The sequence below is a fragment of the Kitasatospora sp. NPDC098652 genome (assembly GCF_044760155.1).
GTDB lineage: Bacteria > Actinomycetota > Actinomycetes > Streptomycetales > Streptomycetaceae > Kitasatospora.
In genome coordinates this window covers 585,652-607,419 of record NZ_JBIWAQ010000002.1, presented here as the reverse complement: position 1 = coordinate 607,419, position 21,768 = coordinate 585,652, and the positions used below count along the sequence as shown (strand labels likewise).

Annotated in this window: 14 protein-coding genes and 1 pseudogene; 9 read left to right on the top strand and 6 right to left on the bottom strand. The window is 69.8% G+C overall.

The window, feature by feature from the left end; translation table 11 throughout:
- Positions 1-69 precede the first annotated feature (69 nt).
- Positions 70-2,238 (top strand): MMPL family transporter, encoded by a 2,169-nt coding sequence (locus tag ACIQWA_RS06520; protein ID WP_402478914.1) that lies wholly within the window; start codon positions 70-72, stop codon positions 2,236-2,238.
- Between the two features lie 287 nt (positions 2,239-2,525).
- Here the strand turns inward: ACIQWA_RS06520 and ACIQWA_RS06515 are convergent, their stop codons facing one another.
- The gene (locus ACIQWA_RS06515) at positions 2,526-4,175 is read right to left on the bottom strand and encodes a zinc-ribbon domain-containing protein (RefSeq protein WP_402478913.1); all 1,650 of its coding nucleotides are present in this window, start codon (positions 4,173-4,175) and stop codon (positions 2,526-2,528) included.
- 277 nt (positions 4,176-4,452) lie between these two features.
- Here ACIQWA_RS06515 and ACIQWA_RS06510 point away from each other — a divergent pair, with 277 nt between their 5' ends.
- The 3 genes from ACIQWA_RS06510 to ACIQWA_RS06500 all read left to right on the top strand — a co-directional run bounded on the left by ACIQWA_RS06510 (position 4,453) and on the right by ACIQWA_RS06500 (position 8,676).
- A complete protein-coding gene (locus tag ACIQWA_RS06510; protein WP_402478910.1) occupies positions 4,453-5,007 on the top strand; it encodes a hypothetical protein in 555 nt (184 codons plus the stop codon).
- A gap of 304 nt (positions 5,008-5,311) precedes the next feature.
- Complete coding sequence (locus ACIQWA_RS06505; protein WP_402478907.1) at positions 5,312-7,396, top strand: hypothetical protein; 2,085 nt, start codon at positions 5,312-5,314, stop codon at positions 7,394-7,396.
- A gap of 209 nt (positions 7,397-7,605) precedes the next feature.
- On the top strand, positions 7,606-8,676 hold the full coding sequence (locus tag ACIQWA_RS06500; RefSeq protein ID WP_402478904.1) for a Fic family protein: 1,071 nt from the start codon (positions 7,606-7,608) through the stop codon (positions 8,674-8,676).
- A 118-nt stretch (positions 8,677-8,794) separates the two neighbouring features.
- Here ACIQWA_RS06500 and ACIQWA_RS06495 read toward each other — a convergent pair whose 3' ends face one another.
- Positions 8,795-10,738 (bottom strand): hypothetical protein, encoded by a 1,944-nt coding sequence (locus ACIQWA_RS06495; protein WP_402478901.1) that lies wholly within the window; start codon positions 10,736-10,738, stop codon positions 8,795-8,797.
- A gap of 306 nt (positions 10,739-11,044) precedes the next feature.
- Here ACIQWA_RS06495 and ACIQWA_RS06490 point away from each other — a divergent pair, with 306 nt between their 5' ends.
- The 4 genes from ACIQWA_RS06490 (at position 11,045) to ACIQWA_RS06475 (ending at position 17,385) form a co-directional block, all read left to right on the top strand.
- A complete protein-coding gene (locus tag ACIQWA_RS06490; protein WP_402478899.1) occupies positions 11,045-12,493 on the top strand; it encodes a hypothetical protein in 1,449 nt (482 codons plus the stop codon).
- An 821-nt stretch (positions 12,494-13,314) separates the two neighbouring features.
- Positions 13,315-13,626: a hypothetical protein gene (locus ACIQWA_RS06485; protein ID WP_402478896.1), complete on the top strand. Its 312-nt coding sequence runs from the start codon at positions 13,315-13,317 to the stop codon at positions 13,624-13,626.
- A 140-nt stretch (positions 13,627-13,766) separates the two neighbouring features.
- Positions 13,767-14,744, top strand: coding sequence for an AAA family ATPase (locus tag ACIQWA_RS06480; RefSeq protein ID WP_402478893.1), 978 nt, complete (start codon positions 13,767-13,769; stop codon positions 14,742-14,744).
- Positions 14,737-17,385 (top strand): S8 family peptidase, encoded by a 2,649-nt coding sequence (locus tag ACIQWA_RS06475; RefSeq protein WP_402478889.1) that lies wholly within the window; start codon positions 14,737-14,739, stop codon positions 17,383-17,385. The genes ACIQWA_RS06480 and ACIQWA_RS06475 overlap by 8 nt, the downstream gene beginning before the upstream one ends.
- A gap of 124 nt (positions 17,386-17,509) precedes the next feature.
- On the opposite strand, the gene ACIQWA_RS06470 is transcribed toward ACIQWA_RS06475, so the two are convergent.
- Positions 17,510-18,670 (bottom strand): tyrosine-type recombinase/integrase, encoded by a 1,161-nt coding sequence (locus ACIQWA_RS06470; RefSeq protein WP_402478886.1) that lies wholly within the window; start codon positions 18,668-18,670, stop codon positions 17,510-17,512.
- A 1,175-nt stretch (positions 18,671-19,845) separates the two neighbouring features.
- Between ACIQWA_RS06470 and ACIQWA_RS06465 the strand changes: the two genes are divergently transcribed.
- Positions 19,846-20,241, top strand: a complete 396-nt coding sequence (locus tag ACIQWA_RS06465) for a transposase (protein WP_402478884.1) — start codon at positions 19,846-19,848, stop codon at positions 20,239-20,241.
- Here ACIQWA_RS06465 and ACIQWA_RS06460 read toward each other — a convergent pair.
- From ACIQWA_RS06460 to ACIQWA_RS06450, 3 genes and pseudogenes are all read right to left on the bottom strand, one after another.
- The gene (locus ACIQWA_RS06460) at positions 20,231-20,356 is read right to left on the bottom strand and encodes a hypothetical protein (protein ID WP_402478882.1); all 126 of its coding nucleotides are present in this window, start codon (positions 20,354-20,356) and stop codon (positions 20,231-20,233) included. The two genes, ACIQWA_RS06465 and ACIQWA_RS06460, sit on opposite strands and share 11 nt — an antisense overlap.
- 121 nt (positions 20,357-20,477) lie before the next feature.
- Complete coding sequence (locus ACIQWA_RS06455) at positions 20,478-20,648, bottom strand: ATP-binding protein (RefSeq protein WP_402478879.1); 171 nt, start codon at positions 20,646-20,648, stop codon at positions 20,478-20,480.
- 144 nt (positions 20,649-20,792) lie between these two features.
- Positions 20,793-21,768 (bottom strand): annotated as a pseudogene (locus ACIQWA_RS06450) (hypothetical protein); the annotation flags it as partial.

Here is a 21,768-nt window from a genome sequence, read left to right as displayed (position 1 = left end):
CGGATTCCCATATACCCCTACCCGTATAGCGAGCCCGCCGGGCCGCCCTCGGAACGGAGCACCCCCCCCGTGAACCACCCGGACACCTCCCTCGCCCAGCCCCCCACCGCGCCGCCGCCCGGAACTCCGGGCCGAGCCGGCCTCCTAGGCCGCCTGGGCGCCTGGTCGGCCGAGCACTTCAAGGCCGTACTCGTGGGATGGCTGCTGGTCGTGATCGGACTCGGCGCCTTCGCACCCCAGGTCACCACCGCGCTGTCCGGCGCCGGCTGGCAGGCCAACGGCTCCGAGTCCGTGAAGGTCAGGCAGGTCGCCGAACAGCACTTCGCGGGCAACGCCTCCAGCGCCCTGCAGATCGTCGTCGCCGCCGACCGCCCGGTCACCGAACCCGCCGTCCAGCAGGTCATCGGCAAGGCCGAAGCCGTCGCCACCGCCGACCCCCGGATCTCCACCGTCGTCCCGCCCCAGCCTGGCACCACCATCAGCCAGGACGGCCGCACCGCCATCCTGCTCGCCGGCGCCAAGGCCAACCCCGACGACATGGTCCGCGCCGCCGACGACCTCAAAGGCCCGCTGAACGCCCTCTCGGGCGACGGAATCAACGTCCACGCCACCGGCGCCTCCGTGCTGTGGAGCGACTTCAACAAGGCCAACCACGACGCCATGATGAAGTCCGAGATCATGTCCTGGCCGGTCACGCTGGCCATCCTGGTCCTCGCCTTCGGCTCCCTGGTCGCCGCCGGACTGCCGCTGCTGCTCACCATGGCCGGGCTCGCCGCGTCCGCCGGTTCGCTCGTGCTGATCAGCCACCTGTTCCCGGTCTCCATCTGGGCGATGAACTTCGCCATGATGTTCGCCCTCGCCCTCGGCATCGACTACGCCCTCTTCATGGTGGTCCGCTTCCGCAGCGCCCGCATGGGCCGCTCGCTGTCCAGCGCCGAGGCGGTGGCGGAGACCATGGACACTGCAGGAAAGGCGGTGCTGCTGTCCGGTGCGACGGTGTTGGTCAGCCTGTCCGCCGTGATGCTGGTCCCGTCCCCGGCGTTCCGCTCGATGGCCGGCGGCATCATGCTCGCCGTGCTGTTCGTCCTCGCCGCCACCCTCACCCTGCTGCCCGCCGTCCTCGGCAAGCTCGGCCACCGCGTCGACGCCCTCGCCCTGCCCTGGGTGAAGACCGGCGAACACCGCTCCCCGCGCTTCGCCGCCTGGGGCGAACGCCTCTGGAAGCACCCGCTGCGCTACGGCGCTCTCGCCCTTGCCGCTCTCATCGCGCTCGCCGCACCGGTCGTCGGACTGCGCACCGCGATGCCGTCCATCACCGTCATCCCCGCCCACGACAGCGCCCGCGCCGGCTACACCGCCGTCCAGCAGGCCTTCGGCCCCGGCGCCCCCGGCACCCTGCAGATCATCACCCCCAGCGGGCAGGCCGCCGCCGTCGGCGCGCAGATCGCCCACACGCCCGGTATCGCGGGCGTGATGCCCGCCCAGAGCGCCGCCGACGGCTCCGGCTGGTCGATGATCCAGGCCGTGCCCTCCGTCGACCCGTCCAGCCCGCAGCTCGGCTCCACCGTGAACACGCTGCGGGCCGAACTCCCGCACGGCACCCTGGTGGGCGGCGCGGCGGTGGAGAACCTCGACCTGCAGCACCTGCTGACCCAGAAGACCCCGCTGGTCATCGGTGTGGTGATGGCCCTGGGCTTCCTGCTGCTGCTGATCGCGTTGCGCGCGCCGCTGATCTCCGCGCTCGGCACCGCCGCGAGTCTGCTCTCCACCGGGGCGGCGTTCGGCGTCGCCCGGCTGGTCTTCCAGGACGGCCACGGCGCGGGCCTGCTCGGCTTCACGTCGCAGGGCTTCCTGGACGGCTGGGCGCCGGTGTTCTTCTTCGCGATGATCTTCGCCATCGCGATGGACTACACCGTCTTCCTGCTCGCCTCCGCCAAGGAGCACTACGAGCGCAGCGGCGACCCGAAGGAGGCGATGGTCGGCGCGCTCGCGCACTCCGGCCGGGTGATCTTCGCGGCCGCCGGCGTCATGGTCGCGGTCTTCTTCACCTTCGCGATCTCCGGGCCGCTGCCGCCCAAGGAGATGGGCATCGTCCTCGGGGTCGCCGTCCTGCTCGACGCCGCACTGGTCCGCCTCGTCCTGCTCCCGGTCATCCTCCGGCTGACCGGCCGGGCGGCCTGGCACACCCCGGCCTGGCTCGACCGGGTCCTGCCGAAGGTCACCTTCTCCCACGGCTGACCTGGACACCGACTGTCGGTGGCGGGAGCGCAGTCCGGCGCCTCCGCCACCGGCGGTCCTGTTGTCTCGTCAGGTGGGCTCGTTCGGGCCATCGACGTTCGGGCTGCAAGCCAATGGGCGAATGGGCGGAGCAACTGGGCGGAACTGCACGTCCACATGGTGCCCAGCCGCACCTGCGGCCGAGCATCGGCCGGTGGAGACGGGTCGGGCCGTGCCGGAGCTCCCGGGAATGGGACATGGGCCTGGACCGGGGTTGCACCTTCTGCCGTCACAGGAGAGTCCATGATTCAGTGTTCGGACACCCACCGCTTCACGCGCTCGATCACACCCTCCGGATCGGGGACGGTCGAGTGGACGGTGAACTCGGCGTACCCGGGGTCGTCGATCGGCAGCGCGGGCAACGGATGCTCGCGCAGTCGCGCAACGAGGTACCCCGCGGCCAGCAGGTCACGGGACTTCTCCTCGTCGACATCGGTCTTGTCCGCGTGCCAGTAGGAGCCGTCGTACTCCACGGCGAGCCTCCGGCCGCCGATGAGCTCGACCGTGATGTCGACGTGCCAGACGCTGCGCCGGACGAACGCGTCAGAACGTGCGGCCTGACCGGACGACGCCCTGCCGAAGGCGCGCTCCGCGGCCTCGTGGTGGGCGAGTTCGATCTGGGACTTGCCGTGTTCCCTGCACTCGGGGCATCCGCTACCGACGGCGCGGGAGGCCAGGGGCGCCTGCCACACATGCTCGGGGTCCGTGGTGCAGACCCACGTCGGGACGAAGGCCGTCTGCCCGCTGGGACGCACGTGCCAGGCGGAGAGCGGGTTCACCGACGACCACTCGGCGGCGAGTTCCGGGAAGTGGAAGGCGAGCGAGTCGAGGATCGTACGGCACTCGGGGCAGCGCAGGCGCTGCCCCTTGTCCCGCTGGTCCGGCGTGTCCTGCCACTCGTGGCCGCAATCGGGGTCCTGCCACCACACCGTTCTGCGGGACTTGGGGGAGAGCTTGGCCAGGCTGATGCGGCCGTTGCGGCTCGGGTGCCACTGGGAGGCGATCTCCGGGCTGATCCTGAACGGGGCCGGATCGGCTTCGACGGCGTCCAGACCGGCGGTGCGCGTCTCCTGGCTCCGGCGGGAGGGGCAGCCCGACCGGAGGTAGGTGTACGGCGACACCCGCGGGTGGTGCCCGCTCGGACAACGGAACCGGTGCAACCGGCCGTACCCGGCGACCGGGACGGTCCGGGGGTCCTCGTCGTCGGCCCACGCCGCGAGCAGTTCGGGTACCTCGGAGACCGGCGTCACCTGGTAGCGCTCGTACTCCGCCTGCCATTCGGCGCGGCGTTTTGGTTCGCACGTCGGGCACGTCGCCCGGTGGATCATGTCGTGGACCCGGGCGGTGAACTGCAGGCCGCAGTCGGGGCAGCGCCAGGCCGCCTCCCGGCGGGCTGTGACGGTGACGGTCTCCCACTGTGCGAGGTCGCTCGTCCCGTGGTCCCACCAGTCGAGGACGGGGAGCCCGGAGTCCTTGAGCAGGGCCCGCTGCTTCTGCCCGGGCGGGTTGGGCGTCTGTCGTGCGCGGCTCGGGTTGGTCTGGCACCGGCAGCCGAACGCGATGTCCCCCATCCGTTCGGCGGCGAGGTGGTTGCAGTACCGGCACCGGACGTGATGAGGGTCGTCGTGGTACGACGGGTCGGTCAGTGCTGCCAGGTAGTCGTAGCCGTGCTTCTCCGCGTGCTCCCTGGCCTCAGCCGCGGGGACCGGCGTCAGATCCGCGTACGAGCCGTGGCGCCGTCGTTCGTCCTGCGCCCACTGGCGCCAGTAGCACGCTCGGCAGGTCGCCTCGTTCTCCGCGTTCTTGGAGAGGGTGTACTCGAAGCGGTAGTGGGCCTCGCAGCCGCACGTCAGGCACCGGGTCAGGCGCCACGCCGTCGGCTTGGCGAACGGCTCCAACGGCTCCAGTCCGCCGACGCGGAGGATGCCGGTGATGTGATCGTCGCACCAGGCATCGCGCGAACGCGTCCGGTACGCGGTCGGCTGCGAACAACCAGGATCCGAACACAGCTGAACCGGCTTCCCGGGCGATATAGGGCTCACCTGCGGGATTCTTTCATGGTCACGTGCTGTTCCCCGGGACGGGGCCTGTGCGGTACGTCTACGATCCTTGGTTTCTCCCCACCATGGCGGGTACCGCGATCGGCCAAGATCACCGACTGCCTACACTGACCCGATGCCCCGCTTCATGATCAAAAAGTGCTCCGTGCCGAGGGGCACAGTGCTGTCCGTCGCGGGTGCGCTCCTCGGCATGGCCACGGCCTGCGGCACCGGCCTGTCACCCGACGCTGCGCCGAACCCGCCCTCCGTGGCGGCCTCGTCATCCGCACTGCCGTTGTCAGTCCCGTCGCTGTCGCCCGTGCCGATGGCGGCTTCCACTCCGCCGGCCCCGGCCCGGACGTCCTCGCCGACCGCGCCTCTGGCCGGCGCCGCTCCAGCACCCACCAGGGGCAGCGCGACAGGGAAGCCGACAGAGACGGAAGGCCCGGACGGAGACTCCCCTGGGCGGCACGACGGGAGTAACTACGACAACCTCTCCCCTGAGGGCAAGGAAGCGCACGACACCGAGAACTGCGCCCAGATACCCGGCAAGAAGAAGGGAAGCTGCAACGAACCCCACCGCAAGTGCCGCGAGGCCGGCGCCACCGCAACCTCCTCGAACGGCCTGGCCCTCACCTGCCGGAGCTCTCCCAAGGACGGGCGCCTGCGCTGGCTCGCCGCGGGGGAATGACCCAGACGCCGTCCAGGCGGACAGGAGAACGCCGGTCAGACCGAGCCGCTTGCCGTCGTTCGCAGGACGCATGTGGGAACAGCGTTCTCGGCTGACCTTGTCGGTGCCCTCATTTAGGCTCGCAGGTCGAGACCGATAGGGGAGTCACGTGCTCGACTGTGCTCTGACCGCAGATGTTCCGCTCGGCCCGTTCGAGGGCACGCCCGTCACCGTCCATTCGGCCAAGGGCAAGAACGCCAAGCTCCATGCCGCGACGACGTGCACCCAGCTGCGTGCCCGTGACATCACGACGGCCGAGGTCCCGTTGAACGCGGAGACGATCGGCCGGATGTGCTCGCGCTGCGCGCAGTCGGGCACGTGGGTGCGCCCGGAAACCGGGCTGGGCGTTTTCCTCAAGGAACTCGGTGGGATCGGCCTGTTGTGCCAGCTGCGATCCCACACCGGGCCGGACGAGGACACCTGGTGGGACGAGAGCGAGGTCCAGGCTGCCGCAGACCTGCTGCGCACCGAGCCCGCAGTCGACCCTGACAGCGAGGAAGCGGACGGCGACGACGAAGAGGCGCGCGACGACGCCGAGCACGTGCGGGACAGCGTGTTCTCCGCCTGGCGGGATGCGGCGAGGAGTCTGAACCGGGCCCAGGCCGCTGCCGAGATTTTCCCCTGGCTCGCTGACTGGGCGGAGCCGAAACTGGCCGTGAAGAAGGAGTACCTGGAGACGCTGCGTGTGCAGGCTGCACGGTTCGTCGACCCGGACGGACTCCTGACCTGCGCGGCCGCGGCACTCCTGGACGAGCCGGACCTGCCCACCGACGATCCGGCGCTGACGGCGATCGGTACGCGGGAGGAGATCAACAGGGGACTGAAGGCACTGTGGCGGGACTGGCAGCGCAAGGCCGAAGCTGGCTGGGGCCGGCCGAGTGAGCGCTCGTACATCTCCTACACGCTCACCCACGGTATGCGCTCCAACCGCAAGGGCTACGCACAGGCATGTTCCGCCGCTGACGAGCTGGTCGCGTCCTGGGAGGACCTGGCGCGTGCCGCAGCTGCCAACGCCGAGCCCGCGCCGATCTTGCTGGTGACCGCGCACTTGTCGGAGGTCGCCGACGACTCCTCGCACCGGGACGAGCGGGGATTCCTCAGCGAACTCGACAACTGGACCACCGGCGTTCTCGTCACCTACCTCGCCGCCGCCGACTGGGCCCGGCGCACCCTCACCCTGCGGGTCCCGCCCCTCATCGCCGACCGACTTCTCGACTCCCGCGCCTCCCTCCTCGACTGCGAACCCCACACCACCGCCACGACCGAAACGACGACCGGTACCGGGGCCGAAACGGCCGTGGCCCACATCAGGCCGGGGATCTTCGACGACACCCCCGTCCGTGACCGCCAGTCGCTCGCCGCTGACCACGTGCGCGCGCTGCGCGCCGTCTCGGCGGGTGACGACCAGCTGTACCTGGTCTTCTCTCCGGACGGAGGACCGGAGGTCCTGCCACTGGCGGTCGTCGAGAGGCGGCTGGCCGCCGGGTGGCGCGGAACCATCATCGCCGGAGCCTCGGACCTGCCGGCGAGCGTCATCGAACCGTGGATCCAGGAAATCGGGCCTCGTCCCGACGAAGACGAAGAGGAGAGCGTCTGGCCCGCCCCCGTCCGCGATCCGCACGATCCGCGGTTCGGAGAGGACCTCGGTCTCGCAGACGGCGCCCGCACCACCGCTCGCCTGAGGTACTGGAGGGAGAACCCTGAACAGGAGCTGCGCTGCCTGGCCATGGCACGCGGCGCGGCGGACCTGCGCACTCTCGACGGCGGCCCCGACCGCGACGGCCGCCGCCGCACCGTGTCCAGCGCGGTGTGGCACGGCCTGCTGGTCAGCGCCCGCCGCCTTCGCCTCCAACCGTTCGAGCAGCCCGGCACCGACCGATGGCACCGCGGCAGCGGAATCCCGCTGGGCGTCCTCGCCGATGTACAGGTCTACACCACCGATGCCGATCCTGGCTGGCAACGCAAGGGCCACTCACCGTTCTGCTCACACTCCGGAGAACGCGGCGTCACCGAGCACGACGACCTGCTGCGCATCGCGGACCTCCTCGCCCGCGACGACTTCGACTGGTGCAGCAAGTGCGACGGCTTCGCGGTACGGCGACTGACCGACACCCAGCTGTCCTACTACCGGGCGGCCCACCGCCTCCACGACGTCGCCCGGAAGCTCGATTGGGACCCAGGCACCACACTCGGGATCGACTGGGAGGCGCTGGCCGCTCAGCTGAGCGAGCTGTCCGACTGGCACCCGATCGGCGAGAAGTACTGGGACGCCCCGGAGTCGTGGCGCTGGAGCGAGATCATCCGCGACCTCCGACGGCGCCTTGAGGTAGCTCGCCACCAGATCTCCTGACGAAGAGCCCTACTGCACGGGGGTGTCCTGCGGGCGACTACGGCGCTCGCAGGACACCCCCGTGATCGGGCCGACAGAGCGCCGACTGCCGACTGGCGGTCTCCCCGTTTCTTGACGCGGTGATTCCATGATGGTGTCATTGAATCGTGCTGTATTCCGTGCCTGAGCTCGAAGATGCCGACCTGACTGTCCTTGGGGAGATCGAGGACATGCGGGATCGGCTGCGCCTGCACCTGCGCACGCCCCGCCGATGGGAGGGGCAGCTGCGGCGCAACCTGACCGCGCGGGCGATCGCCGGGTCGAACACGATCGAGGGCTACGCGGCGAGCGTGTCGGACGTCGAGGACATCATGGTCGGAGAAGCCCCGATCGAGGCGAGCGACACCGTCGCGGTCGAGATCGAGGGCTCTCGGCAGGCGATGACCTACATCCAGCGCCTTGCTGAGGTCGGTGAGGATTTCGCGTACAGCAAGGGGCTGCTCAACGCGCTGCACTTCATGATGCAGGGCCACCACCTGGTCAAGCGCCCCGGCTGGTGGCGCACCGGACCGGTGTACGTCACGTCGGCCGAGGACCCCACCATCGCGGCCTACACCGCGCCGGACGCTGGCCTGGTCCCGGTGCTCACCGGTGAGCTGGTGGAGTGGCTGAACGACGGTGACCTCGACGCACCCGGACTGGTACGGGCGTCGATGGCGCACCTCAACCTGGTGGCGATCCACCCGTGGTCGGACGGCAACGGGCGGATGTCCCGCGCCCTGCACACCCTGGTCCTCGCCCGCGAGGGGATCATGGCGCCGGAGTTCTCCAGCATCGAGGAGTGGCTCGGCCGGGCCCGCAACACCTACCGCTACTACGACGTCCTCGGTGAGATCGGCGGCCCCGTCTGGACCCCCGGGCGGAACACCCTCCGGTGGGTTCGGTTCTGCCTGCGGGCCCACCACCAGCAGGCCCAGAGCGTCGAGCGGCAAGTGAACAGCACCCGTGAGGTCTGGACATCCCTCGACGAAGCCGTCGAGCAGCGTGGCTGGCCCAACCGGGTGCTCTACGCCCTTTACCCCGCGGCCATGGGCAACCGCGTGCGGAGGGCCACGTACCAGGCCGACGCCGAACTGAGTGAGCAGCAGGCACAGCGCGACATCCGCGAACTCGTCCGCGCCGGCTGGCTCGCCGCGAAGGGTGAGGCACAGGGCCGCTACTACCTCGCAGGCCCCAACCTCCCCGAGGACATCACCCGCGGAGTCCGTGAGCCCCGGCCGCTGCGCGACCCCTACGCGTGACCCGGCAGGGCGGAGGAGAAGCTGCCGCACCAGCCGGGCCTTTCTCACACCCCGCTGCCCGCCATCACCGGCGCTCGGTTGCCATGTGGCCAGTGTGTCTCGGCGCAGCTCGGGACTGTCACCGGGAACCGGGTGGCTTGGGCCACGCCGTTCCGTCTGCGGCAGCCGTGAGGATGTCTCCGAGGCGGAGCCAGGCGGTGGGGCCGGAGTTGCTGATCGGGCTGTCGGCGAATCGCTGCCAGGCATGGAGGTCGTCGCCGAGCGCTGCTTCGACCAAGGCGATCACGGTGGGATGCGTGCTGTTGTAGCGGTGACCGCGGGCCTTCAACGCAGTCCAGGCGGGCAGGGCCAGAACGGTCTCGTCGGGGCAGTCGGGCAGGGCGAGGACCTCCCGGGCCCACGCCTCCCGGTTGGCGGGGTTGCCGCCGAGCCTGAGGCGAAGCTCATGGGTGAGGGTGTGGACGGCGTGCTGCGGGTCGGAGTGGCGGGCGAGGACCGAGGCGAACGCCGGTTGACTGCGGTGGCCGTGCCAGGCGACGGACAGCAGTGCCTTCTCCACGAGCGCGTCGTCACCGGCGTGCCGGTCCAGGTACGCGTCGAGTACCTCCGTGGTGACGGCGGACAGGCTTCGGACCGTGACTTCTTCGGGGTTGCCGAGGGCCGTGCGACGGGTCGCGGGCGGCTGCGGGGCGGGGTCGGCTCCGATCCGCGTGATCGCGTCCAGGAGTTCGTCGAACTGCCTCCGGTCCTCCTGGGACTTGTAGTCGTACGACTGTGCACCGGACCGGCTGCGGCGGGCGTCGCGGATCACCAGTCGAACGGTCGCTTCGACGGTCGGTGTGAGCTCGGGCAGGTGGACCAGCATGTCGCGTACCCAGCGCAGGTCGGACGCTGTGCTGATTCCGTAGAGGTCTTTCGGCTTCCAGGTTCGGAGGGCCTGCACGGCCGTTTCGGCGAAGTGCCGCCCCAGGTCGGCGAGTTCGTCCGGATGGCTTCGCCAGGTGTGGGGGTCGCCGTAGGCGGGCTTGGCCTCGGCGGGGTTCAGGATGAGGCGCCACCGTCCGTCGGCCGCGTGGCTCACCCAGGACACGGCGGAATCGGTGCCCCAGTCGGTGTCGAAGACGTCGTCCCGTAGGTACAGGAACTCGATGTCTTTTCGATCGGTCTCGTCCAGGGCTGAGAGCTCGGCGGCGAAGCGCTGCCGGGCCTCCTCCTTCGAGGAACCGTCCTGGAGGAAGCCGCAGATCCGGGTCGTGAGCATGGCGGCGCCGAACCCGGAGAGGTCATCCAGCGCGATCTGCCTGAGGAGTTTCGGCTCGACCGTCCACGGCACGCTGCCGAGCAGTTGGTCGCGGATGACCCGGTTGGCCGTGGTGCCGGCAGTCCTGTCGATGAGCTGGGAGTGCCGGTTAGGGTGCTGTTCGAGCACGGCCGACCACATGTGGCCCCACGAGTCGAACGCTGCCCTGATCCGGTCGGACCAGGCGCCGGAATCCTCGTCCTCCAGACGCGCGCGGTCGAGGCCGTCGGGCAGGAGAGCGACGGCGGCCTCGAACACGGCGTCGTGGAGGCGTCCCGTACGCAGAACCACCTGTGCGGGCGTCGGCTCCTTGAGTAGCTCGGGCGTCATGTGCACTGGTTGCGGCACCCGCCTTCGCAGTTCGTCGGCGACGGCCGCGCAGAGGCCGACCGGCCGGTCGGCGGTGCCGAGGGAGCCGAGCCGGCGGTCGGAGCAGCGGCGCAACGCGTCAGCCCGCAGAACCGGATCGCAGTCGGGGTGGATGAGCGCGAGGACCACCAGCGACGTCGACCCGGCGAGGTACTCGTACTCGCTCTCGCTCTGCCGCAGCCCGTTCGCCACCGCGGCCTCCAGCAGCCAGGCGGGTGCCGAATCCCGGTACGGCTTGGCGAGTAGCGCCGCGAGGAGCGGCCCGCCTTGCTGGCTGTCGGCCACGCCACGGGCCTGTTCGGCTACCATCCGGGCCGCCGCGGACCCGGGCTCGGCACCGGCCGCCACAGTGGCCAGGAACTCCACAGGCAGCCTGGTCTTTTCGGTGGCCATTCCTGCTTCCCTCTCCCCGGTGACTCGTCAGAGCCCATCCTGCTCCATCGGTCGGACAATCCGGGAACGAGCGACCAGACGGGGGCGGGACTGTCACGGCTTCACCGGGGACAACCCCTCGGTGACTCGGGTACGGTGTCGGACAGGATCAGGTCCGGACCGCTGACGGCATCGGCGGAACCAGCCTCGGCCGATGCACTTTTCCACCGTCCGCAGGCACGTCAGCAGCGTGCCCACCAGCGGAACTCCACTCTCTTTCGCGCGCCCGTACCGGGACGCGCCTTCCACCGCACCGGAGTTCCCCGCATGCCCGAACACCATCTCAACGCCGCACCCCGCGACTTCCACTGCGAACACACCCCCAGCAAGAGCCGCGTCCTCGCACTCCTCTCCCACGACAACGGCCCCGACTCGCTCCAGGCCGTCCTCACCTGCCGCGACCCCCAACTCGCCCACCGCGCAGCCGAACTGCTGCGCCGGACCCTGCGCCGGGCGCCCGGCGCTCTGCCTGCGGAGTCCGTCGACGGCCTGTGCGGGCAGTTGCCGGACGCCCCGGCGTCCTCGCTCCGACAGGCGGTGGCCCACATCGCCGCCGGCACCTGGCCGACCACCGCCGGAACACACATCACCTGGCCCGAAGAGGCCGAGGTCGAGGAGCCGGGCCAGGACGACGACACCGACAGCCAGGACGGCGGCGACAACGACGAAGCCCCGGAACCCGACGGCCCCGCACCAGGCGAGCTGCGGCTTCGTAACCTGCCGGGCCACGTCGTTCGAATCACCACACTCCGCGAGTTCCACGTCCACGACCGGCAGGCCCTGCTGGACGCGGCCGGCGAGCAGGGCTGGGAGCCGATGCCCGCCGACCAACTCGACGACGGCGACCCGCACGACGTGGTCGGCGCGGTCATGTGGCTCGCCGAGCCGCCCGTCGACGTCGACGGGGCGGACAGCCTCACCGACCAAAGCCAGGGCTCGCTGCTCCAGCGGAGCAACGGCGACGAGGTAGCCGCCTGGAGCACGGAACCCGTCGTGGCGGACTTCGGCCCCGGCCGACGAGACGCCAAGGCCGAGCAGCCCGCAGAGAGCGGCCCCGGCGAGGAACTCCCCGACTTCGCCACGCTCTTCACCGTGGAGACCCCACACTGCGACGACCCGGAGTGCGAGGACGAGCGCTGCCTGTGGCAGCTGACCCCCCGCACGGCCGACCTCCTCCACACCGCCCTGTCACTCCTGGCCGACGAGGCGTACGAGGACGCGGAGGAACTCGGCGACGGACGCCTCGTACCGGATGAGCACGAAGGCAACTGGGGCGTGTTCCCACGCCTGCCGAAACTGACCTTCGCCACCGACCTCCATTGGCGGCGCCGCTTCGCCCGCGCCGCCGACGACCTCGCCGACGACCTCGCACACGGCCGCCGGCCGCGGCCGACCTGCACCGCCGAGGAACTCGCCCTGCACCTCGCCATCGCCGACGCCGGCGACAGCGCCGACGAGATCGAGGACGACCCCGACGACACCGAGCACAGCACCCTGCCGGTCCACCGCGACGACTACGACTTCGACGCCTGCACGGACACGTTCTTCCAGGACACCGACGTCCTCATGCTCTACAGCTCCCGCTTCGACGGCATCGAGGACCCCGACGGCGACGCCAACCGCCAGCTCGGCGTGGGCGACCTGCGCGCACAGGCATGGTTCGAACCCTTCGGGAACGTCACGGCCCGCGACCCCCACCGCGGCTTCCGCCGCTGATCCTCCGGGCTCGCAGCGGACGGTGGGCGGAGGTGCGAAGGCACCGTTACCCACCGTCCGCAGCGACCAGGAGCCTCTCAGGTCTGGCACGGTGCCCAGCCGCTTCTCGACGCGATCGGCGAACGGACGGTCGAACGGAACCGGGCAGCCTCCCGCAGCGGTAGCCCTTGTGTGGGCTGCCCCATTGTCGGGGAACGCCTGACCAAGGAGGTCAGAGGGTTATCCGGGGTGACTTGATCAGGCCGGCAAGACCCAGGCCCTCTTCCCCGCATGCCTCCGATTAGCCACTCTCTGCGGATGGTCAACAGGTGCCGTGCGATGAAGAAGGACATGAAGCTCTGCCGGAACCGGGTTGCCAGCCCTGGGCTCCGCTGCCACCTGCACCAGGGCCTGCCCGCCGGCCGACGTCCCGTTGAGCCGTCGTCACGCAGGCGGGCAGCGGGTGGTGCACCCGCAGCGGCGGCCGGCCGAAGGCCGCGACGGCCCAGTTCCACGGTGAATCGCCCCTCATCGAGCACACCGGCCACGCCGCCGTCGAGGACACCCCGCATTCCGGCCCAGCGCACCAGGCCCAGGCCCGCTCCGAGCCCACTGCGGGTGGTGACCCGCGCCGAGACGGACAACGCCGCCCGCGTATGTGCCGACCTCGTGGCGGCGGGCGGCGGTGACACCATCGCCGCCCGCCGCTGCGGCACGTCAGCGACACCACCTGGAACGCCCTCGTCGAACGCCACCGGGGAAGCGGCTGCGAGGCGCTCGCCACGCTCGCCCGCGCACTCCTGGACGGGAAGAAGTCGCTGCACGGCATCGTCGGCAATGCCGTGGGCAGGCTGCTGGCCGCCCTGGGGCGGCCCCGGATCGAGCAGGTCTTCGCCCGGGAACTCGCCGCCCGCGTACCGCTGCCGTTCGGACAGGAGGTCGCTGTCGCGGCGCGCGGCCTCCAGGTGGCCGGAATCTTCGTCTGCTTCACCAGCGGTGCCGTGATGCAGGACTGCGCATGCCTGCGAGACCTACTCGAGCACGAAGGCAGGGCGCAGTTCGAGAACCTCCTCCAAGGGGCCCTGAACGACTGGAGCGAACTGCCCACCCGAATGCACGACGGCGCGGTCCTGCCCGGAAACCAGCGGCCGTGACCGACAGACCCGCGCGAGGCCGCCCGTAGCGGTCCGCCGTACGATGGGCAGGACGCTGGACCGCGCGCGCCAGGGGTATCCATCGTCCGAGGCGCTCGTTAGAGTGGCGGGCCGGTCTGCTGAAGAGGAGTGTGAGGTGCGTGGCTGCCACAGCTGACCACCTCAAGGCACTCCTCAACGCCCACGCATCAGGCGACGAGGACCGCTTCTACAGCGTCGCCCTCCAGGTGGCCGCGAAGTCCGCGCGCCAGGGCCACGGCAAGCTCGCCGTCGAACTCCGGGAGATCATCGACGCCGCCCGCGCCGAGAAGATCCCCAGGCTCGCCCCCACTCCGGTCGTCCAGCCCAGGGGCGAACTCGCCAGCCTTCTCACCGCCGGCTATCCCGATGTCCGCCTCGACGACATGACCCTCGCCGACGACGTCCGCGCGCCGCTTGACAAGGTCCTGCACGAGCAACGCCAGCGAGCCCGCCTGGAGCGCTTCGGCTTCACCCCCGTACACCGCATCCTCCTGTCCGGGCCACCCGGCACGGGCAAGAGCATGACCGCCGCCGCACTGGCCAAGGAACTTTCCCTGCCGCTGTTCACCATCCGCCTCGACGGACTGATCAGCCGCTTCATGGGAGAAACCGCCGCCAAACTCCGCACCGTCTTCGAAGCCGCCGCCGAGACCCGCGCGGTCTACCTCTTCGACGAGTTCGACGCCCTCGGAGCGGAACGCACCGCCGGCAACGACGTCGGCGAAGCCCGCCGCATCCTCAACTCCTTCCTCCTCTTCCTCGACGAAGCCCCCTCCGAGAGCCTCGTCGTCGCAGCCACCAACCACCGCCACCTCCTCGACCGCGCACTCTTCCGCCGCTTCGACCTCGTCGTCCACTACGCACCACCCTCCCCCCAGCAGGCGATCGAGATTCTGCAACGACGCCTAGCCGGGATGGACACCACCGGCGTACCTTGGTCCGACCTGATCACCAAGGTCGACCAGCTCAGCCACGCCGAGCTGGTCAAGGCCGCCGAATCCGCGGCCAAACGCGCCATTCTCGGAGGCAACGACGTGGTCGACCAACACCTCTTGACCGAAGGACTGGACGAGCGGCACGCGCTGCGCCATGCCTGACCCGGCCCCGTCGCGGTTCACCCCGCACCTCCTGGTCCCCTGGGAGCCGAAGACACTCACCCCGAGGCCCTCCGGCTCCACCTGGGGTGGGCAGTTCGCCGACCGCTCCGCCGACCGGCAAGGCCATGTGGACCGTCTGCTCGACGGCCTCGAAGAAGCCCGGCAGGCCTCCACCGTCGACCGTGGGGAAGTAGACGCTGCCGAACGGGCGAGCGGTTTTGCGATCCGGGTGGAAGCCGCCGACTCGTATGACCTTCAGGTCGACAGCCTCGCCAACTCCGGGCTGACGCTCATGAGTGTTCACGAGGCGACCGGCAGCAGCCCGCAGGAAGCCGTCATCTGGATCCCCGACGGGCGGGTCCAGGCGTTCGCCGAGAAGATCAGCCAGTTCACCCAGGACACCCCGAGCGGCAAGCCGAAGCAGCAGGGTGCCGTCGCCAACACCGAACGCATCCAGCACGCCCTGCTCGACCACCTCTGGCAGGACGACGCACCACTGCCGGACATGAGCGAACACCGCTGGTGGGAGCTGTGGTTCGACCCGGGCATCACCGAGACCGACCAGATCGCCGCCCTCCAGCGGATCGCCGCCGCCAACGGCTGGCCGGTCGCCGACCGGTCGATCACCATCGGCGACTACCGGATCGCCCACGTCGCCACGACCGGTACCCAGCTCAAGACGCTCCTGGCCACCAACGCCTGCCCCTCCGAAGTGCGGCAGCCCAGCTTCGCCGAGCAGATCCACACCACCGCCCGCACCCTCCAACGCGACCTCACCCTCGACCTCGCGACCCGGCTGAAGCACGCCGCCGCCGACGCACCCGTCGTGTGCATCCTCGACACCGGCATCCACCAGGAGCACCCGCTCCTCAAGCAGGCCCTCGCCGGACGCGCGCAGAGCGTCTTCCCCCACGAAGGACCCGACGACAACAACGGCCACGGAACCAAGATGGCCGGCCTCGCCCTCCTCGGCGACCTCGCCGACGCCCTCGAATCCACCGGCACCATCACGCTCGCCCACGGCCTGGAATCCGTCAAAATCCTTCCGCGGCAAATCCGCCACGACGACACCCCGCGAAGCCACGCGGAAGTCACCGTCAACGCGATCGCCGACGCCGAGACCGGCACCGTCGACCAGCCCCACGCCCGAGTCTTCTCCATGGCCGTCACCCAGCGCTCCACACCCGAACGCAACGGCACCGACGGCCGGGCGAGCCTGTGGTCCGCCTCCCTCGACGCGCTCGCCGCCGGCACCGACATCGCCGTCCACGACGACCGCATCGAACTCCTCGGCGCCCCCGACCTCGAGGCCTCCCGGCTCATCGTCGTCTCGGCCGGCAACGTCCGCGAACACCCCCTCACCCACCTCCGCCAGGACGACGGAACCCTCCAGCACCTCGCACTCTGCGACACCTCCCCGATAGAGAACCCGTCCCAGGCCTGGAACGTCCTGACCGTCGGCGCTTACACCGACCTCGCCCAGCCGCCCCAGGACGCCATGTTCCACGGCTACCGGGCCCTCGCCGCCGCCGGCGAACTCTCACCCTTCAGCCGCACCTCCGTCGCCCTCCCCGTCAGCACCCCCATCAAGCCGGACATCGTCCTCGAAGGCGGAAACCTCCTCGTCGACGCCGACGGAACCCTCACCGACGAACACGACATCGTCAGCCTCACCACCACCCACCACGGCCTCGACCGACCGCTCACCACCGCCAACGCCACCAGCGCCGCCACCGCCCAGGCCGCACGCCTCGCCGCCATCGCCCACGCCGCCTACCCCGCCCTCACCCCCGAAACCATCCGGGCACTCCTGGTCCACGAAGCACGCTGGACCACCGCCATGACCGACGGGATCCTCAACGCGAACGGCCGCCGCCGCACCGGCAAGGGCAACGGCAGCAAGCACTTCGCCCGCACGGTGCTGCGCCGCTACGGCTGGGGAGTGCCGACCGAGGAACGGGTCCTGTCCAGCGCGACGAACGCCGTCACGCTGATGATCCAGGGCTCCCTCATCCCGTTCCGCCGAGACAACGGCCGCGTTCAGCTGGGAGAGCTCAAGCTCCACCAACTGCCCTGGCCACGCGAGCAACTCCTCGACCTCGGCGCCACCCCGGTCCAACTGCGCGTCACCCTCTCCTACTTCGTCGAACCGAATCCCGGCCGGCGCGGTGTCATGGGCCAGCACACCTACGCCTCCCACAGGCTGCGGTTCGCGATCAAGGGGTCCCTGGAAAACCTGTCGGACTTCGAAGGGCGTGTCGCGAAGGATGCGCAGGCCGCGAACGACGGCATGACCACGGTCGGCAAGTTCGAGGGCGACAAGGCCTGGCTCGTCGGCTCCGACAACCGCAACCGCGGCTCCCTGCACGCCGACATCTGGAGCGGCACCGCCGCCGAGCTCGCCGACTGCGGAGCCCTGGCGGTCTACCCGGCCGGCGGCTGGTGGAAGTACAACAACAGATCCGACCGCGTCGGCCGCCCGGTCTCCTACGCCCTCCTCGTGTCCCTCACGACACCCGAAGTCGAGACCGACCTCTACACCGCGACCGCGGTACGACTCGACGTGCCCATCCCGACCGATCTGGCCGCGCGAGTAGAGACTGCCTCCGGAGTCCCCGTACAGCTGCCTCTGGGCTGGTAGACCGCGGCACTGTTCCGGCGGAGCGGGAGGCCAGCCGATCCCGCGACCTGAAGGCCACCCACCCCGGGACACCGGTCCGATGCTGTTGCACCGGACCGGCGAGGGGCCCCGTCCGCCGCTACCGCTACGCGGCGAGAGGCAGGTCGTCGTCGCCGCGGGGGACGGCTCGGAGCCGGCTTTCCTGGGCTTGGTCGAGGGCTCGGGCGAGGGCGTTGACGGCCTGGTCGGCGGAGTCCTTGAGGAGGTGACCGTAGAGGTTGATGGTGATGGCGAGGGTGGAGTGGCGCAGGGTCTTGGAGACCACGGCGACAGGGACATCCTCGGCGATCATGATGCTGGCGGCGGTGTGGCGCAGGTCGTGCAGCCCGATGCGGGGCAGGCCGAGTTCGGCGGTGCGCTTGCGGAGCTGGTCGAGGACCCACTGCGGGCGCAGCGGCGTACCGCCGGGGCGGGCGAAGACCAGGCCTTCCAGCCGGCCGTCGGGGTGGGTGCTCATCTGGATGGCGGCCTGGCGGTGGAGGGCGGTCATGACTCTGGGGGAGAGGCTGATCCAGGCGCGGCTGGCTTCGGTCTTGGGCTCGCGGAGGTGGATCTTGCCGTTGTCGATGGCGGCGAGGGTCCAGCGGACGTAGAGCTTGCGGTCCATGAGGTGGACGTCGGACCAGTGGAGGGCGAGCACTTCGCCGCGGCGCATGCCGGTGCCGAGCATGACCTCGAACAGGTCGGTCAGCTGGTCCGCGTACTGCTCGGCGCCGTGGCGCAGGAAGGCCGCGGCCTCGTCGGGGGTCCAGCAGGTGCGCTCCTCGGCGCGGGGCTTGGGCGGCACGGAGTGCTTGGCCGGGTTGTAGCGCAGCCCCCAGGCACGGACGGCGGCGTTGAGGGCGTTGCGCAGGGTGGAGACGATCCGGTAGACGGTGACCTTGCCGCGCTTGGCCTTGCGCTGGGCGGCGATCCAGCGCTCGATGTGCTTGGGGCGCAGGTCCGGGAGTCGGTAGTGGCCGAAGGCGGGGATCAGGTCCCGCTCCACGCACGCCTCGTAGCCGGCGTACGTGTTCGGCGCGAGCACCTCCTTCTTCACGGTCAGCCACTGCCGCAGGAAACTCGTCACCGTGACGCGCCGGTCCTCATACACCCCGCGCAGCTCGCCGTTCAGCACCGCCTTCATCTCCCGGGCCGCCTCCGCACGGGTGGCGAACCCACCGCGCCGGCGGGTCTTGCGCTTTCCGTCCTCGGGGGCAAGGTCGACGCAGTACGTCCACGACCCGTGACCCGCCTCCTCCAGCAACCGCACACACCACGGACCCAGCTGCCTCCCGTGACCGTCCGAACAACCACACCGCCGATACACCCGACCCCGCTGCGCACGCTGTCCCATGAGCTTCCCCTTCTCTGGACTTGCTGGTGACTCTGGGGCAAGAGTGGCTGCTGTGTCTGGTGTGGCGGCAGAGCGTGCGGGGCGGTGCGCGAAGCACTCAGAACCACACGGCGAAGACACGCTCAAGACGACACACCGCCCGGAAGATCACCATCCGTAGCCAGTGGGTAAGCGACCATGATCCGCCCGCAGGAGCTGGACCAGCAAGCCGACCAGCGCCGTCGACACAGCGGCTGCAGGGCGCGCACGGCGGTGCCTGCTGAAAGGCCGACAGATCTCGGTCACCGGCAGTAGCTACGGTCGGGTCGCCGGCCCTGGGACCACTTTGGGACCACACCCGATGAACGCCCATGAACGCTGATGGGCGAAAACGGACACTTGTGCACGAAGTAAACAGTGAGCCACTGTCAGCTCCGCGCCGCACTGTTCTCGCCGAAATCCTCCAACTCACATTCACCTCACGGTAGTTGAGCAACAAAAAAGCCGAGGCCTCAAGGCCTCGGCTGCCGACAATAGTTGAACCCCTTGACTGGGGGTCAAGGGGTCGCAGGTTCAAATCCTGTCGTCCCGACCAGCGTTTTCGCAGGTCGGAGGCCGCTTTCACCGTGAGGTGGGAGCGGCCTTGACGTGTTTTCTGGGTCTTGTGAGTGCATTGTGAGGGCGGGATTTCGCCCGAGCTGAACGTCGACGGCTGGTCCAACACCCGCCGCATCCAAAGCGCCTCGGCTGGCTCAGCCCCGATGAGTACGAGGCGAAGTACTGCACCGACCAGGCGACGGCCGAACCAGTGGCCGTCGAACCGCCTGAACCCGTCCTGACCAGGTAATCAGCACCTCCCGCACAGCGGGGGAAGCTCAGGTGCGAAGGACCCGGACGAGCTGCTGGTCGGCCGCTGGACCGGACGCACCAGCATCCTCGACCCCTACAAGCCCTACCTTCACCAGCGGTTCGCCGAGGGCCACACCATTGCCCGGCTCCTGTTCGAGGAGATCCGGCAGCGCGGATTCCCGGGCCAGGAGCAGATCGTGCGCGTCTACGTGCGTCGGCTGAGGGAGGCGTTCCCCAGTCAGGACCCGCCCCGACGCATGCCCTCCGTCAGGGACGTGACGAGCGGGATCACCCGCCGCCCCGACCGCCTTCGCGGCGAAGACGCCCAGCAGCTCAAGGAAGTCCTCGCCCGAGTCCCGGTGTTGGCGACCACCGCCGAGCACGTCAGGGCCTTCGCCGAGCTGATGAACGACCGCCGCGGACGAGAGCTCAAGGACTGGATCACACGGGTCCAGCAGGACGAGGTCCCGGCCCTTCGCGGCTTCGCCACCGGCCTCCTCCAGGACCTCGATGCCGTCGTCGCCGGCCTGACCCTGAGCTACAGCTCCGGCGCGGTCGAGGGCCACAACAACAAGATCAAGATGATCAAGCGTCAGATGTTCGGCCGCGCGGGCTTCGACCTCCTGCGCAAACGCGTCCTCCTCACGGCATGAGGTCGCGGGTCGTGGTGGCGTGGACGGTCACGCGGTCGGCGTGGATGGTCAGGGTGTTGACCGCGACGTCGCAGGTCTGGTGGAGCCAGAGGTCTTGGAGGAGATCGTCAGCCACGACCGTTCATGATCGCGGGTCCGGTGACGCTCCGTGGCTCCAGCACGGAAAGTGATCCAGAACCCCAATGTGAGGCCGGTCTCAACGGTTCGATCGTCGGCCATCGTGCGCTCTCGCTGGTTCAGTCGTTGTCGGTGGCGGTGGGGACGCGGCGGAGTTCGCGGCCCCGCATGCGGTAGGACTCGCCCTTGAGGGAGTGGACCTCGGCGTGGTGGACGAGTCGGTCGATCATGGCGGCGGCGACGGTCTCGTCGCCGAAGGTCCCTCCCCAGCGGCCGGAGGGCGGCACCACCGATGCGATCGGTGGTGCCGCCCTCTGCCAACTCGGCTTCACGGAACCCTGAGTTGTCCGGTCTCCGCGGATCTCGAAGTTCGGTGCATCTGCTGACCTGGGGTGTTGCAACGACTCCTGGAACCCGAGGTGAACCCCGCGGCCCTACGGTGTCCCGAACCCGTCGAGGGTGGCGTACTGGCCGGAGAGCTTGGTGACGGTGATGGTGTGGTTGCCGGTGCCGAGTCCGCCGGCGGAGTAGATGGGGACGTTGGCGTGGCGTTTGCCGTCGGCAGGGACGGTGTTGACGATCTGTTGGGTGCCGCCGTCGATGGTGATGCCGAGGTTGCCCTGGTCGGTGCTCTGCTCGCCGAAGACCTGGATGAAGTCGCCGGAGAACGAGTAGGTGGCCGTGGAGCCGTCCGCCGTCGCGTAGTGGACGTCGTTGCCGAGGTCGCCGAAGCCACGGTTGCTGAGAAGGGAGAACCCGCTGTAGGAGATCGAGGAAGCGGTGTCGTCGACGCGCTTTGCGGGGGGCTGGATGACGGCGAATCCGTCGAGGGTGGCGTACTGGCCGGAGAGCTTGGTGACGGTGATGGTGTGGTTGCCGGTGCCGAGTCCGCCGGCGGTGTAGACGGGGACGTTGGCGTGGCGTTTGCCGTCGGCAGGGACGGTGTTGACGATCTGTTGGGTGCCGCCGTCGATGGTGATGCCGAGGTTGCCCTGGTCGGTGTACTGCTCGCCGAAGACCTGGATGAAGTCGCCGGAGAACGAGTAGGTGGCGGTGGAGCCGTCCGCCGTCGCGTAGTGGATGTCGTCGCCGAGATCACCGAAACCGCGCTTCCCGTGGTAGCTGAAGCCGCTGTAGGAGATCGAGGTGGCGGTGTCGTTGGCGCGGAGCATGGTGGGCGTGGCCGGAGCCGTGGTGAATCCGTCGAGGGTGGCGTACTGGCCGGAGAGCTTGGTGACGGTGATGGTGTGGTTGCCGGTGCCGAGTCCGCCGGCGGAGTAGACGGGGACGTTGGCGTGGCGTTTGCCGTCGGAGGGGACGGTGTTGACGATCTGTTGGGTGCCGCCGTCGATGGTGATGCCGAGGTTGCCCTGGTCGGTGTACTGCTCGCCGAAGACCTGGATGAAGTCG

Bases quoted from the DNA above. Each gene is read 5' to 3' on its own strand.
- ACIQWA_RS06510 (WP_402478910.1), top strand. From the start codon at position 4,453: ATGCCCCGCTTCATGATCAAAAAGTGCTCCGTGCCGAGGGGCACAGTG.
- ACIQWA_RS06500 (WP_402478904.1), top strand. From the start codon at position 7,606: ATGCGGGATCGGCTGCGCCTGCACCTGCGCACGCCCCGCCGATGGGAG.
- ACIQWA_RS06495 (WP_402478901.1), bottom strand. From the start codon at position 10,738: ATGGCCACCGAAAAGACCAGGCTGCCTGTGGAGTTCCTGGCCACTGTG.
- ACIQWA_RS06490 (WP_402478899.1), top strand. From the start codon at position 11,045: ATGCCCGAACACCATCTCAACGCCGCACCCCGCGACTTCCACTGCGAA.
- ACIQWA_RS06475 (WP_402478889.1), top strand. From the start codon at position 14,737: ATGCCTGACCCGGCCCCGTCGCGGTTCACCCCGCACCTCCTGGTCCCC.
- ACIQWA_RS06465 (WP_402478884.1), top strand. From the start codon at position 19,846: ATGCCCTCCGTCAGGGACGTGACGAGCGGGATCACCCGCCGCCCCGAC.